We start from the raw sequence: 14,771 nt of genomic DNA, 5'->3' as shown, positions 1-14,771 counted from the left end.
AAACATCAATATGAGGTATTATTGTATATGTCATGGCAGCTCCACTCCCGCTTTCTGAGATCAGAGCCTCCATTTGGGGTGAGTAGGCGGCGCTAGGGGTCTGACAATTTATGAAAAATACAGCGAGAGGGGAGGTGGACGTGGATAGTCCCATTCAAGACAGTCTGCTGGGCGATCCTGGCGCTAGCCTGATGGGCACTGAGCTGAATCTCGATGACGCTTTGGAGGCAGCCAGAAAGCGCTACAAATGGATGCCCCTATGCGCCGTCGAGGAGTGGATCATCCTAGACGCCATCATCACCGACGAAGAGCGAGCTAAAGTAGCCGCCGCAGGCTGCCAACCAATGTTTATGTTTGCCCACAAAGTTGTGGACGATGAGCAGCGGCGTTTCGAACCAGGTCATTGGGTGCGCTCAAGCATGGGTACCGCTTTCAAAGAAGGCTACCTATTCGAAACACGCAACTCCGTCTACGTTTTGCTCGGGCCAGGCCATCGTAAGTCTGCTTCTATCGAAGCGATATTTTCCCTTTTCTGATTACCCACCAGTTCTGCTGGGCAACTGACGTGCTCCAGTAGCTTGAGGCGACACATGTTCAGAACCTTAGACAACGACCTGATAGGCGTCCCAGGAATGTTCGGGAAGGGCTTGTCCCATTGGCGCGGAGTCTCAAGGCTGCTCCGAACGCCTTGGTATCACTTAACCCTTAGCGTCGAAAACGAGGGTCGGCCCAGCGAGTGCGCGGTGATGATTGACGACACCCACCAGCTTCAAAAAATGTTGGTAAGCCAAGGTGCGGATTTAGCTATCACCGAGATTATGGCTGTGACGCCATCTTGGATGAATAAGTCCGGAGGCTGGCAGATGGAGCGGTTAACCAGAGTAACCGTAGGTGAGGACAGGTCTGGTTCTGAGGTTTGCTTGTTGGAAGTGGCTAAGGGGGCGGTGTATCACACCTCACACCAGCGAGACTTCAAGATTGAAGCGCTGGCTAACCTGAGGCCCGTCTTTCTCTCAAGCATGATTCGATCAGCCTGAAATTTGCCAGTAATCCCCCACGATACCAACGCGCCTGGTTGCGTGTGCAATTCCTGATATCTCCATACAGAACGCAGCCGGAGGGCAGTGATGCTCGACACGATAGATGTGAATTTTCACGGCAAACGCCATACAGATTTTGATCTCAAGCGAATTATAAAAGCTCAGGAGCAAGGCTTCGATGTGCCAGTGACCGCCTATCTCTGCGGTGTTTTTATCAGGGCTCGTGCAGGCATCGGTGTTGTTTTTGGCCACAAGCGCAAAGACCAGTACGGGCGGTATGGAGATGGTCACCTGATCAGGACTTCTGACGTGTTGAAAGTCGAACGCGAGGGGAGGTTTTGGGTGATGACGACGGAGAACTCGCGGTACGTACTAGCGACGTTTCAAAGGGGTAATGGGCGTGCCAGTCTTCGTGACTTCCTGCGTCTCTCACAAGGGCAGCATCACATAACCCCGCGAGTGCTGCAGTGATTTTAGAGTGGAGGGAAAGCGCTAATTGCGGAGTTTAGAGCGTAGATGGCTTCGCCGGACGTTTACCGACGTGTTTCCGAGGCATGCGTTGGGATGAGCTACTGAGCCTGCAGCATCGGGACACTTGCTATTGGGGACACTGCCAGAATTGATGTTTTCTGGTTGGTATTTTGAGAGGCAGACTTCGTTTGCTGACTCAAGCTCACCCCATCGGGTTCTTGAGGGGTTACCGTGGCCCCTTTGCCCGCCAGAATCATCGCAAGAATTAGAACGGTAAAGCCCACTAAAATTGGAAATGAGCCCAGCCAAAGTTGGAAACGTCGGCGGCGCTGGTATGCGTCCATCTTTACTAGACCCTTTCAGCGATGGTGAGTATGTCTCGCTTCCTTGTAATTCCGTAGCCCAATGTAAATTCTACAGTCAATGATATTTAGCCCTTAAAAAGGGAGTGAGGCAGCAGTTCACATTGCTTCTGCTTTGGGCTTGACCCCTCCGGGGTACGGCTGGCGTGAACCAAACCCTGACTGCGCCAGGTTTTGGCCCTCCGGGCTTACATCCTCAAGCCTTTGGCCCGTCTGGCCGGAGCGCTCTGCTCGCACCTTTGGCCACAACGTGCGGCGTTATCTCGATGATTGTAGAAGCAAGCCTCACCTGCGTATTACTGCGCTAGAGGCTTTGTATTTTGACGCCGCATCAATCGGGGGCAGAGTACCGTGTTTTATATTAAGCCCGAGGAGACTTCACGCAGAACGCTTCTGGATGAGATCCAGCAGCAACTTGCCATCGGGCATGGGGGACATGGTGCGCAAGAATACGACGTTTTTCTGCACCGTTTTCTTGATCTCAGCGGCTGAAATTGGCTTGTCCAGGATGGTGAAATCCATCAGTCGTTGAAAGTGGCACTCTTCGAGATAGCCGTGATGCTCACGCTTTTCAGTTTCACCAGTGCCTTGGCCGAATGCGACGATTCCTTTGCCATTCTCGTACAAGAAGACCACATCACCTTTCTGTATACGGTCAATGTTGTGCTTCCAGGGGCTATAAAAGGCTGCTGCGCTACCCTCGTTGAGCATGCGGTCATGGTCTTCCAATGAGTGACGCTTGTTCGTATTTAGAAGGTGGAAGCTCGATGGTTCGAGTGACTCGATGTCTACCGCCGCTTGCTCTTCGTCATCAAGCTTAAGAGCAACCTTAGCGGCTTCAACCCCCTTCTCAAGCAGTTTAAGCATTGTCTCCTGGCGACTCAGATCAAGCTGATCAGCTAAACCTTCGATGAAGGAGTAAAGCTCCTTGGGCATGCGGATAGATGCGGACGCTAGGTCGTTCTTCGTCTTCGCGGCGTTTTCGATGAGCGAAATAATGTCGTTCATGGGATGGATCTCCTGTTAGATGTATTAAAGCATCCCATGGTATAAAAATAAAATCAATTGGTGCTTTTTTAAAAAAGCAAAAAAGAAGCTAAAAAAAGTAAGCCAGGCGCTCCGATTTCATGCCCGCTTGAACACGCTGACCAGAGATCCTTCCATCGGACAGGTGATCCTGGATGGGGCATACGGAAGCCAATCGCTCCTTATAGGTGTATATTCATACAGTAATCATGTTATGCCCAGCGGAGGGCGCTGGCATAACGCTGGAAAGGTGCTTAGATCAATGCTTAATGTCATGTCGCCACCAGCAAGGAAGAGGATTTAACTTGGCCACTCTTACCGATAAAGAAATAGAAGCCCTGAAAATCGAGAACTTCATTTTTCACGTGGTGCATCATCGAGCTGATGATCCGATACTTTTTGACGATACTCCCTTGAGCACCTTCGAGCCGTTCTTCATTGACCGCATCAAAGAAACCCTCAAGGGCAATAAATTTTCTTTCGCTGAAATATCTCAAGTAAAGGCCAAATTGAATAGCTGGGAGAAGGGTGAGTCGAATTTTGTCGATATCTCCAAGAGCTTGGCGCGACAATTTCACCGCCTTGGCGATAAACGGATGAAGTCAGGCGTGTTGATTGTAATTGGCTTGGTTACAGGCGCTAAAAAGTTTTATTCTTTAATCAAGTATGACTCTGAAAAAGTTGTCACATTTGAAACCAAGGGCGCCCAGGCAATTCTTCAGGCAGTTACTAACAACTTTACTGAATCACCAAAAGCGTTGCAGAAATCAGCGCTTATTGATTTGGATTCCAAAGACTCAGAAGTAGTGATCATTGATAAAATGAGCCGCTCAGGAATCAGTGACTTCTTCAAGGAATTCCTGGGTGTAGAGCGTCTCCGGAATTCAAAGGAAATGACGGTAGATTTGGTTAAGGCAATCAAAAAAACTGTAAGGACACACTTGGGTGATCTACCGCCTGCTATCACATCAAAAGTCGCTGAGAAAGTCGTTGAGATTGCGAAAAAGCGTAAAGACTTTGAAGTCGACGAATTCTTCACAGATTTTTTTGGCATCAATGGCCAAGATGAAATTCGGGCGACCTTCGACAAAGAATTAGAAAGCCTAAATTTGACTGGTGAGGTGTTCTCCTATGATGAGGAAGAGTTACCTACCAATGAGGCAAAGAAATACGTAACAAGCGAAGGCATCACCATCAATATGCCTGCACGGGCAAAGGGAAGCTTAACTATCGAAAACGGAAAGGATGAAACTGTCATTACTATTCGTACAAGTCGCTTGCGTGAATCATGAAACAGCTAGCGCTGGAACTTCGCAGCTTCTTTGAGCGACTTGCGGCGTCGGGCGGTTCTGCGCAGATTGAGACTGCGCATATTGTTCGAATTGATGAAATAAGCGTTATATCTTCTGAGTTTGTTCGAGAGTTGAAAGATCTTGCCCAGCGTGTTTGTTCTGATGGCATCGGAACGATAGAGCTTTTTGGAGAGGTTTCCGACAGCATCGAGATCAAGGATTTAGATTTGGAGGATGTAGAAAATGACAGACTAACACTAATCTTGGAGAAGCCAGCGGATGATGGTTGGTGTTATTTCCTCACTTTAAGAGGTTTCGAAAACTGGCTGAGAACAAATCAATTCTCAGCACAGACCTCACAGAAAAAAATGTGTGTATGGGTTGCAGGTGAAACCTTTGAGTTTTCCACTCATCAGTTTCTAGTTAAAGAAATGGGTGGAGATAAAAGTTTACCTGCCGCCACTCAACATCCTGAAAAGCCTTGGAAAATGGTACGGGATCTTACCCACTCCCTTACCCCACCGTCGCTTGAGCCATGGCTGCTAACCGCTGAGCCAATTACTGAAAGCGAACCTTTTACAGCCTGGAAACGCGTGGCGGTGGAAAAGCTTTCCTTTTGCTTGCCAGCCGAGATTCGCAAGGAAGATGATGAGACTCATGTAATATTTCGAGGCGGGCGCTCACTCCCCATAGCTATAGACCAGCCTATTAACTGGGCTGATATCAATTTTGAAACAATTCACGACACCTGCCAGTGGATTTACTCCACCCCTAGGGAGTCTGAAACGAAATTCCAACTTTTCAATAACCACATTGCTATCAACTGGAACAGTGGGACGACGTGGCCCTCTGGCTCAACGCCACTCTTGAAAAATAGCCTCTCGGGGGCCAAGGAAGCGTTCGCCTTTCATCTCCAGGATCAGAGCAAGGAGGCTGTCAAAAGCCTGGGGGATCTGCGCAAGGGTTTGCAGGACGAGGTTAATAAGACACAAACCGCGACAAGGGATTTAATATCAGCTCTCTGGCGTGATTTCGCGGTGGCGGGTGTTGTCTTAGCTCTGAAGACTCCGATAGCGACTACAGGCGTAGCGGATACAGCTACCACGATTCTGTATCTAGGCGTTTCTGTACTTCTCATATTGAGCATGGTTATCAACACTCTATCAACCTTGCGTTTTAACAGTCTTGCTGACAGCAGTAGAGAAGGATGGCGGAAGAAGATCTACAACTTTATGTCTGCCGACGACTGGAAGCGCTTGGTTGAAAAACCTATATCGTCCGGACGCACTGTTTACTGGCTTGCTTGGGCTGTGTGCTTCTGTCTATACGCAGCCATTGTCCACTACTTCCTATCGCTTGCGGCGCCTAGCTTTGTAGCGAATCACATCGATTATTATTTTTTCTACGCGTGGAACTACATCACCGCCTTTTTTTAATAAAACTATAAATACAACTACGATTAACTCTTTGTGGCAGCAGTGTTGCTGCACAGATATTTAGAAGCTATGCCAGGAACCGTCAGGGGCTTGCTTACGCATCAGAAGATAGTCTGGCTGAGGCAGAGGCTATAGCCATCACTGTCCGCATTCCGTTGCTCGCCCGTAATGTACCCAAATCCTGGCGGTCAAGCAGGGCCAAGGTGAAGAGGTCACGACCATCCTGAAGGACGATGCGCTTAGGCTCGTGCGCGATCTCTACTTGGCGATTGGCAACATCGGTAATGGTCATAGGGTAGGTCGTGGCATTAGCTATCGACTGGCCTGCAACAAGCAAGCCGGCACCTGCGACGAGACTTCTGAAGAGTTGCATGAAGACATCCGTAGCCATTGAGTAGGGTGCGCTATTTGTAGGGTTTTCACTCTGAAAGGATTCAAAAAACGCGCGGCAATGCTATGGGAATAAATCTCATTCGTCAGTTAAAAGTAATTTCATGCTTTCTTCCCCTGCATTCACGATAGGCAGCGGGAGGGACTATTGCGATCCACTTAGTCGCTGTAGACGGACTGGCATGTTAGTAGGTACCTTCGAGTGCTTGCTCTACCCTCGTCCGATGGGTGAATGCTGACATCATTCGTCAGCGTTGACTTTCACCGACCTAGTAGCCCGTAAAGGGTTAGTGAGGACAGCTGAATCCACACTCGCTATAGTGCCATCTTTCGTAAAGTCATTAAGGAGCAGGGAATGTCGGCAACAGGGAGCACTACTGGTACGTTGTATTTGGACACTGACATCCTAGATAACAATTTATATCCAGCGATGCGAGCGGAGACATTACTCAATGCAAGTGATGAGCTTGTAGTTCCTGTTAGGAATCAGAATCGTCCTCATTTTCGAAGGATCGGAGCAGTATCTTTTGGCTCTCGCGTTGGCGCAAGTGAAGTCCATCCTGCGCATAACCGATCGGTGGATGAAATACTAAATGAGCTAAGGACGGCTAATAATATTGATCTTTGTGTCTATGTGTTCGATGAAAATAAAGCTCGGCACACGCAGGTCATTTTCTCCACCTTGCCAAATAGTAATTATCGCTGGGGAAAAGAAGGCGACGCCAGAGTCGCTTTCAGTGACGGGCGCTATATCCAGCCGGATATCGCTGGTAGAGATGCAAACAAGTTTTTCCCCAGATCTAGCTGCCCAAATATCATTATTGAGGTGATCCGCACCCACGAGCCAGATTTAGATACCTTCAAGAAGCTTTACGAACTTTCCAAGGCTAGCACGATCGTGGTTTTTTGCTTCATTACTGATGATGACTGGAAGACAAAGTTGAATCATGTAATTCCCAATCCAAATCGGTTTGTTTTTCGTATCTCGCGATATATGATTAATGGATCGGTCTATTCTGGTGATTCCGAGGTTTATGTTCGGCGGACGGCTGAAACTCTGGATGCATGGTATTTACGTCTCGTTAATTCATATTTTTTATCTGCCAAAGATACAGTGAGGAAATAGATATAGATTCATCTGTATTGGGTGCGTTGGTAGTCCTCTTTGCATATCATTCGACGCTATTGATGCGGGTTTGGTGAGCTTTGGGGGCTACTTTATTTTTGGTATGGTTCTACTAAGTAGGTTATTTTGTCGACAAGGTTATTCATTTGTTTTTGTATGTCAGCTACTCCGCGCCAATATCCCCGCCCTTCAGCCAGAAATATTGCAGTTTTGAAGTCGTTATTTAGTAATGCTAATTCTAGGGGTTTTTGAGTAAGGTTGCTGTGTTCGCGAAACAGCGCTTGCTCCGCAGCTGTTGTTGCGTCCATTTCAGTCTCATAACTGCCACGTCCAATGATTCCGTCGATGGCGTAGCACCATTCAAACGCGTTAGTTAACTCATTGATATCTGATGAGTTTCTGTCATTTTCCCATACTGCAGGTGAGTCAAAGCTAGGTAAGCGCATTTCTGCCGTAGAGTATTTTCTTAGCTTGATGTTGGGGAGAATAGGGTGGTTTTTTTTCATGGGTGCTAAAGTCTCTTAGTTATAAATGCTGCTTTTGATCTAAAAAGTTGGGAGGGCATTTCTATACTCTGAAGGTTGAGCGTTCTTATGCACAATATCTAATTGTTAAGATGTTCAGAGAGATCTCGTATTGGATATCGATGATTGTGGTTTGGGTAATGAGCTCTGAGTGGATTGTTGAATGACGGAATGAACTCATAGCGCGCCACTCGGGAACGGCTGTCATGACCCAGGCTCCTGAAGGTCTTTGCCCTAGAGCTTCCATCCTCATGTCTTCGGCCGGGCGGCCTACGCGCTCCGTTTGCCTAACGCGCTGGACTACGTGAGATGACATGTCTCTGGTTCCTAAAGGTTCGCGCTTTGCAGGAGCTTTTATTGGTGGTCTCAAAGTCACGAGGAGCGTGACGATTGGGATTGAGAGCTTTCAGCAACCAGCGCGATGTGAGGCGCCAATGAAGGTTTTTTAGAAATTGCTCTAGCTGGGGTGGACAAAAGAAATGTCGCTAGGCAAAGTAAGCGCTGCTTGATCGGCGCCCGCCGCAGACGCAACGACTAAAAAAGGCAGACAGCTACACCCCTCCAGTGCAGACAACCTCTTGAGTTGATGCGGGAAATCGTTGCCATCGATGTAGATGTCCCACATGTCAATAATCTTGAGGCGTTTATCATGAGCAATTTCCTTTCCACTTCCGTATTCCTTGCCCACAAACAGGCCCAATCCCAGGGCTTGAACGATCTCTCACGCTCGGAGTTTCTTGAGATCGCAGCATCGTCACTGGCGTATGAGCATTACCGCCTGATGAAACCGATGCTTCCAGACCTGGAGGCGGCTATTAAAAGGCCTGACGCCGCAGTCATTCTTGATGAATTTGCTGCGACGCGTCGAGCAGTTGGCTTGCTTGATGCCAATAGCGCTTCAAAAAGAAACGCTCGGCGGTACGTAGAGATTCTTTCTAGCCAATTGGCAGAAGCATTACCGGCAAAGGTCTATACAAATGAAGGGGATTTCCTCTCCGATCACCTTGATCCTCACGCGGCGAAGCACTTTTTGCGCGAGCTGGATGAAAACCCGATCATGCAAAAAGTTCATGCAAAGGTTCGGGCTCGCTGCGAAATAGTCGAAGAAGAAGATACCGATTATTCCTCGGATTTTTGGCGTGAGCGTAAGACCTGGCATGCTTGGTCAGCTGTGGCTATATACGCGCGTCGCGATGATGGTAAAGCTGACATCGGAGGCGAGTACCTGCTTGCTAACTGTGATGTGGCCTATTCGAAACTAGAGCGTGCTGTCGTTTCTACTCAGCCTACTTTCCATCCGGCCCGAGCTTCTGCTCATCGTTATCACGGGAGCATGGGTGGGGAAAATATCGAATAGGATGCTACTAAGCACGATCATCAGCCGACATTCGGCTGATGATCGTGTTTCATGAATTGTCACTTGGCCCCGCCTCTGAGTTGGCATAGAACTGCCTGAGCTATTTGTCCTCTATCCAGATGTGAAGAGGGCTAGGACTTGATATCCAATCCTGCCCACCAACATCGTCGTACCTGAATGTACGTTAGCGATACCCCTAATACTCGGCTGCGCTTCATGGTCGCTATCCACCCTAGCCGCGTACGTATCGATACGGAAGCTGTCTTTACCGCCATGTCAAAAAATACCATTCATTGACTTAACCTAGAGTCTGGTGCACGGCGGAAGTCAGATGTATACGTTATTTTCTAGTCACTTGGTCTTTTGAACTCGGCGACCATGACTGCGATCATCGATCTTAATTCTCAGCAAAGGCGTCGTTTGAGAATGCATTCAGGTTGGTAGGCCAAGCTTGCAAAACTCGCGGCTCGAGTAGTTGCAGTGTAGTTATGCGACCAAAGATTGCGAAGCAGGCGTGATGGCTTTTCGCGACTACTGGTTAAACTGCTGGTAGCATATGTCCAATTGCTGGATTGATACTGTATTTATATACAGTAATGGAATAACGGTTATCTACCCAATACCGACGCTGGGCCAAGTGTCCTGCGTTGATTTGCTGACGCGTATCAGAAAAGCGATACGTGTGCTCTGTCTGCTAGGCGAGTCGCTGGTCAGGGAAGCATGCCCAACATTGGAATGTGTATGGATACGACTCAACACACGAATTCGACGCTAACTGGTCACGCTCCATTGCCGTTCGATGCGACGCTCCTGTTCAAGGCGCTTCAGTACCAGTTGCTTGTTGCAGTCGAGCATTGTTATGACCTTGCACCTGACGAGTGCCTGTGGCTGGAAGTCCTAGGAGATGTCACGGTTCCTGGAAAAAGCCAGACAGAGGTCAAGCATTACACTGACAACCTCACGGATAGCCATGCCAATTTCTGGAACACCCTGAAAAACTGGCTACATGAAAACTTTGATCGCACGTCCTTTAAGAGCCTGGTGCTGCTGACGACGCAGGAGTTCGGAGCGCAAACTCAGCTCAAGGGATGGAACAAGGCAACTCCCGGGGAGCGGCTTTCGATCATGGAGAATATCGTTGCATCCTCTCAAGCCCATGCCGGAAATAAGGCCAAGGAGTCCGAGGCTGGGGAGGCTACTTCCAAGCCCTCGAAGTCCCAGACGCTTCAACAATACGTTATGGCCACTGAGCGCCGTGAAGCATTGATGGACGTGCTGGAGCGGATGTACATCACAACCGGCGCGGAGCCACTGGAGCAACGCCTTCAGACTTATGAGATCCGTCATCTCAAGCCAATTCGACCGTCCAAATATCAGCAGTTTATCTATGAGCTGTTGGGCTTCATGTGTAGCCCAGAGCTAGTGATTAATGGTTGGAAGATCACCTATCGAGCTTTTACCGACAAATTGTCAGAGCTCACACACCGGTACATGAAGCATCCGAAAACTTTTCCCCTAGTGGATGTGGCCGCGCTCAAAAAAAGCATCGATGTCGAAGAAATTCGGCCCATGCTGTTTGCGCAGAAAATCTCAGAAATTGGTGCAGAACAATACCTGAAGCGAGCGGCCCTGCATCGATTGGTTGCTCAGACGACGATCTCCGATCTGTACACGGATGGTGTGCTCTTCAAGCCAATGGTGGATCTCTACCTCAGTAATCACCTTACACAGCACCAATACGGGCGTGATGCGGCGATGCTCGGCTGCGCGGGGATGACTTGTTCGACCGAATTGAGCACCCAATCCATGATGTTTTTCCTTGAGCGCAACGGCTTGCCCCCTGAACCATTCTGCGGCTTGGAGCACACGATGCCCGAGTTTCGCAATGGCATTTATCACATGCTCGCCGGAGAGAAACCCGAGGATGAGGATGACGAATTTCACTGGAGGCTGTGGTGATGACCACTCAAGTCTCTGATCACCTGTACACGTTGCATAGAACTCCTTTTGCGCTGGCACCTGTTATCCAGACCTTCTACCAGCACTGGGATCCGGTCGAAAAGGATGTACTGCTCAGCTATCTGATTCTTCCCATTGTTACTTACAAACCCATGCATGCCTTCCTGCACAGGGCGCGAAAAGACAGTTCGCTGCGTACGATGGCCTCAGCCTCCGAAAGGCTCATTGGGCTCGCCCTTCGTATTGAGGAGTTCAAGCCGATTACCAATGCTTCCTTGCTCATCCTGGCAGCTGAAAAAAGTTTGGAAATCACGCCCGAGCTATCCGTTCTAGCGCTACAAAAGCCGCAGTCAGTCAACTCGGATAAGTCATTGCTGAGGTACAGCCAGAAACTGGCCATGGTGCTGTCTGGCGAAAACGTTGTTTCCATTTACAGGATGTTGGGGCTGAAGTCGCTATGAAGTGTTACGTACAATACATCGGTGTCGTGGACAGTGATCATACCGTCCACCATGTCCCCTTTGAGCCCGGTCTCAATATCGTGACCGGTAAGTCCTCCAAAGGTAAAAGTGCGATCCTCGACATTTTCGATTATTGCCTAGGAAGTTCCGAGGACACCATCCCTGAGGGCATCATCACGGATCGTGCGAAGACGTTTTTTACTGTACTGCGTTTCCCGACCATGGCCCTTGTCCTGGGGCGCGCGGCGGCCAGTAACCGGTGTTTTTTACGTGAGATTTCCGGGACGGCCGTGGACAACGTGCTTCAGCTTATAGAAGACGTGGATGCGTTCTTCACTTCCAGTTTCTACCAACCAAAGGCTGATTTTCTTAAGAGCCTAGGTCGCTATTTCGGCGTCACGCTAGAGAACATCGACACAGATCCGCTGCAACAGGAGATGACTGGAAAGTGGAGTGCTACGCCTTCAGTGCGCAGCTTCCCGTCGTTTATGTTGCAGCATCAGAACTTGGTGGCCAACCGGCATGCGGTCTTCTACCGGTTCGAGGAGAAGCGTAAGCGTGATCAAGCAATTGATCACTTCAAGATCTTCATGGACATCGTTGGAGAGGATTACTTCGATCTTGCGAAGCTGCGTACTGAGGCATTGTATGAGCTCAAGCGCGCAAAGGCTCAGATACCTAAGCACGACAAGATCAAGGAAGACTACATTTCTGATTTCGGTACACTGCTGAAGGAGTACGAAGCATTCGCCGGCGTGCCGTTGACGGAGCTCACTCCTGAAGAAATATTGGCAAAGCCCAAGCCAGCGTTGGAGCGGCTCACAGGTCTATCTGTAAGAGTTGATGGCCAGTCCAATGCTTTTGAAACCAGGCGGACTGAATTGCGCGAGCAAAAAGCCGTACTGATGGCCAGCATTCAGAAGGCGCTAAATACTCGCTATCTGCTGAAAGTATCCACTCAGCAGGCGTCGGGTTTCGCGGAATCAGTTACCGCATTACCCATTCCAACAAAGACCAACCTTGAGCACGCGGCGTGCCCCGTCTGCGCATCGCAATCAGATGTGGCTGAGGACGAAGCCAACAAATTGTCGGCTGCGATCCACTGGCTTAATGGTGAACTCAAGGTCTCGACCTATGCAAGGGAAGGGTTCGGTGAGGAGTCTCGGGCGATTGAAGATGAGCTCAAAAAGCTTCGCAAAGAGCTCGCGCTCATAGAGAAGGCGCTGAAGCCTCTAGACGATGAAGCTGATCGATTGGAGAAGTCAAAGTCCGTCGATGGCGCCGCCCAGAAGGCTAAAATCAAGCTCGAGCTTGCCATTGAAAAGCGCATTGCGAATCCCCCATCCGAGGCTACGGGTATGGCGGAATTCTGGCAAAAAGAAGTTGATAGGTTTGATGAACTCATGTCCCAGTATGACGTTGAGTCAAAGCTGTGGGCGCTTCAAAACGATATCAACAAAAAAATGAAAACCTTCGGACAGGATTTCGATTTCGAAGATACCTATAAAACGGGTTCCTTGAAGTTTGACGTGGAAACCTTCGATCTATGGCATGAGCGCCCCCTCGTTGGTGGCCACTTCAAGAAGGTTTTTCTACGCTCAATGGGTAGCGGAGCCAACTGGTTGTACTCGCATTTGACACTGTTCATGGCATTGCATTATCAGTTCGCGGCGTATCCCAAATGTAAGGTGCCACCGATCTTGTTTCTTGATCAACCCACGCAGGTTTATTTCCCCTCTACAGATGATGCTGAGGCATTCGAGGCAGGTGATCTGCGTGGAGATAGAAAGACCACCAAGACAGTCGATGAAGATGTAGACGCCGTTTCGAAGATGTTCACCAATCTGGCCAGATTCTGCGATGTCACGTTCAAAGAAACCGGCGTCATGCCGCAGATTATTGTGTGCGACCATGCTGACAAATTGCCGCTACAGGGCAACTATGTTTTCGAGAGTTTTGTTCGCGCTCGGTGGAGAACCAGAGGACTTATCTCGTAGTAACCTGAAAATACCGTCAGGGGAGCTCGCACTCCCTTGGCCGATGTCGCACTTGAGTTTAGTGACTGTTGGAGCTCTGCTTATGTAAGGTGATGCGACCCCGTATTGGGCTTGTCTGGCGCGAATCGTCCTACACACTGAATGACAGTCTTGAAGCTTGATCGGGGACGACTACCAACTGAGTATCGATTGAATATAGGGTCATGACTGAGCTATTAGATAAAGCGGCGCGGATCGCTATCGAGCGTATTCAGCACCTCACTGAAGTTTACGAAGGCCAGCCCGAGGTTAGTCTTCATCAGCACGTGCGCGCCAAGCGACGCGCGCGAGCGATAACGGCCAAAGCATTCAAACTCATCTACCTAGATACAAACGTATGGAAATGCGTTGCGGATTTTCAGTGGGGCAAAACTAGCCTTACTGATGAAATGATGCACTTAGGCGCGACCGTAGAGCGTGCTATGGCATCTGGTAGGTTTGCCTTTCCGATTGGAGCTCCTACGCTTCTCGAGCTAGACGCCATGACTGACGGCACAACCCGAGACTCCCTGAATCAAGTGGTCGACCAGATGAGTCGTGGATTCTGCATCCTCCCGTATACCGAGCGTTTGGACACGGAGCTACGTCAAATTAGATCCAACCAGTTTCCTGAGCAGGAGGGATTGGAAAACTTCTTGTGCAGCCCAATCGAGTTATTCGGCATTCCTGAAGTATCGAGTGTGGGGTTTTGGCCGGACGTCGATAAGCTTGCCTTCGATAAGGCGATGTTCGACGCGTTGGCCGAAATGCCTTTCTCTGTGCTGTTGGATATTGGGCGAGACGAGTTGGGGAACAAGTGGGACAACTCCTTGAGCATTTTAGAGCTCAACATCGGCAAAGCCGAGCATCAAGCGGTAGTTGAGAATCTCAATACAGGGATCGCTATTGAGCTAAGAAGTCTCATGAGCCGCTGGTTCGCGGGGCAGGGGATTCAAATGTCGCTGGAGGACGTGAATAGGTACGTGCTCAGAGCGATGCAGCATTGGTACGCCAACCAGGACACTAAGGCATTGGCCACCTTGCGTACCTTAGGTTCGACTTACGGACTTATGAGATTTGACCAGCAGCGCAAGTACCACAACGGTGATCCAAACGACTTTATGGTTGCAGCATCCGCGCTGCCAGCCGCGTCAGCGCTGTTTACTGATCGTAAGTTGGCTAACTTGTTGGCAGATAAGCGCATCAAGGTCGCAAGTTATTCGAACTGTGAGGTGGTGAGCGGCTTTGGGGAAATGGCGCGCTACCTAGAACGGCACATCTAGCAGTCAGTTCTCATCAAATTTCTGCCAAT

Annotated in this window: 14 protein-coding genes; 11 read left to right on the top strand and 3 right to left on the bottom strand. The window is 49.3% G+C overall.

Annotation, left to right across the window (positions count from 1 at the left end):
- The first annotated feature begins 140 nt into the window (after nt 1–140).
- From HCF10_RS05900 to HCF10_RS05890, 3 genes are all read left to right on the top strand, one after another.
- Nucleotides 141–536: a DUF6957 family protein gene (locus tag HCF10_RS05900; protein ID WP_337782111.1), complete on the top strand. Its 396-nt coding sequence runs from the start codon at nt 141–143 to the stop codon at nt 534–536.
- Nucleotides 537–746: 210 nt separating this feature from the next.
- Nucleotides 747–1,037 carry a hypothetical protein gene (locus tag HCF10_RS05895; RefSeq protein ID WP_223816899.1) on the top strand — a complete coding sequence of 97 codons (291 nt, stop codon included), beginning with the start codon at nt 747–749 and terminating at the stop codon, nt 1,035–1,037.
- A 90-nt stretch (nt 1,038–1,127) separates the two neighbouring features.
- Entirely contained in the window at nt 1,128–1,511 is a 384-nt protein-coding gene (locus HCF10_RS05890) for a hypothetical protein (protein ID WP_167655062.1), read from the top strand.
- 740 nt (nt 1,512–2,251) lie between these two features.
- On the opposite strand, the gene HCF10_RS05885 is transcribed toward HCF10_RS05890, so the two are convergent.
- Complete coding sequence (locus HCF10_RS05885; RefSeq protein WP_167655061.1) at nt 2,252–2,881, bottom strand: hypothetical protein; 630 nt, start codon at nt 2,879–2,881, stop codon at nt 2,252–2,254.
- A gap of 323 nt (nt 2,882–3,204) precedes the next feature.
- Here HCF10_RS05885 and HCF10_RS05880 point away from each other — a divergent pair, with 323 nt between their 5' ends.
- Together HCF10_RS05880 and HCF10_RS05875 are read left to right on the top strand one after the other, a co-directional pair.
- Nucleotides 3,205–4,191, top strand: a complete 987-nt coding sequence (locus HCF10_RS05880) for a nucleoid-associated protein (RefSeq protein ID WP_032894897.1) — start codon at nt 3,205–3,207, stop codon at nt 4,189–4,191.
- A complete protein-coding gene (locus HCF10_RS05875; protein ID WP_167655060.1) occupies nt 4,188–5,627 on the top strand; it encodes a hypothetical protein in 1,440 nt (479 codons plus the stop codon). The genes HCF10_RS05880 and HCF10_RS05875 overlap by 4 nt, the downstream gene beginning before the upstream one ends.
- 94 nt (nt 5,628–5,721) lie before the next feature.
- Here the strand turns inward: HCF10_RS05875 and HCF10_RS05870 are convergent, their stop codons facing one another.
- A complete protein-coding gene (locus tag HCF10_RS05870) occupies nt 5,722–6,000 on the bottom strand; it encodes a hypothetical protein (RefSeq protein ID WP_205885535.1) in 279 nt (92 codons plus the stop codon).
- Nucleotides 6,001–6,372: 372 nt separating this feature from the next.
- Between HCF10_RS05870 and HCF10_RS05865 the strand changes: the two genes are divergently transcribed.
- The gene (locus HCF10_RS05865) at nt 6,373–7,143 is read left to right on the top strand and encodes a hypothetical protein (RefSeq protein WP_167655059.1); all 771 of its coding nucleotides are present in this window, start codon (nt 6,373–6,375) and stop codon (nt 7,141–7,143) included.
- A gap of 92 nt (nt 7,144–7,235) precedes the next feature.
- Here HCF10_RS05865 and HCF10_RS05860 read toward each other — a convergent pair whose 3' ends face one another.
- Nucleotides 7,236–7,649 (bottom strand): hypothetical protein, encoded by a 414-nt coding sequence (locus HCF10_RS05860; protein ID WP_167655058.1) that lies wholly within the window; start codon nt 7,647–7,649, stop codon nt 7,236–7,238.
- Between the two features lie 667 nt (nt 7,650–8,316).
- Between HCF10_RS05860 and HCF10_RS05855 the strand changes: the two genes are divergently transcribed.
- The 5 genes from HCF10_RS05855 to HCF10_RS05835 all read left to right on the top strand — a co-directional run bounded on the left by HCF10_RS05855 (nt 8,317) and on the right by HCF10_RS05835 (nt 14,742).
- Nucleotides 8,317–9,024 carry a hypothetical protein gene (locus tag HCF10_RS05855; protein ID WP_167655057.1) on the top strand — a complete coding sequence of 236 codons (708 nt, stop codon included), beginning with the start codon at nt 8,317–8,319 and terminating at the stop codon, nt 9,022–9,024.
- 741 nt (nt 9,025–9,765) lie between these two features.
- Nucleotides 9,766–10,983 (top strand): hypothetical protein, encoded by a 1,218-nt coding sequence (locus HCF10_RS05850; protein WP_237683062.1) that lies wholly within the window; start codon nt 9,766–9,768, stop codon nt 10,981–10,983.
- Nucleotides 10,983–11,444, top strand: coding sequence for a three component ABC system middle component (locus tag HCF10_RS05845; RefSeq protein ID WP_167655055.1), 462 nt, complete (start codon nt 10,983–10,985; stop codon nt 11,442–11,444). The genes HCF10_RS05850 and HCF10_RS05845 overlap by 1 nt, the downstream gene beginning before the upstream one ends.
- Nucleotides 11,441–13,441 carry a DUF3732 domain-containing protein gene (locus HCF10_RS05840; RefSeq protein WP_167655054.1) on the top strand — a complete coding sequence of 667 codons (2,001 nt, stop codon included), beginning with the start codon at nt 11,441–11,443 and terminating at the stop codon, nt 13,439–13,441. The genes HCF10_RS05845 and HCF10_RS05840 overlap by 4 nt, the downstream gene beginning before the upstream one ends.
- A gap of 203 nt (nt 13,442–13,644) precedes the next feature.
- Entirely contained in the window at nt 13,645–14,742 is a 1,098-nt protein-coding gene (locus tag HCF10_RS05835; RefSeq protein WP_167655053.1) for a hypothetical protein, read from the top strand.
- Nucleotides 14,743–14,771: the final 29 nt, after the last annotated feature.

This window comes from Pseudomonas sp. B14(2022) (assembly GCF_012030485.1).
In the GTDB taxonomy this organism is placed as follows: domain Bacteria; phylum Pseudomonadota; class Gammaproteobacteria; order Pseudomonadales; family Pseudomonadaceae; genus Aquipseudomonas.
This window is presented reverse-complemented; position numbering and strand designations above follow the sequence as displayed.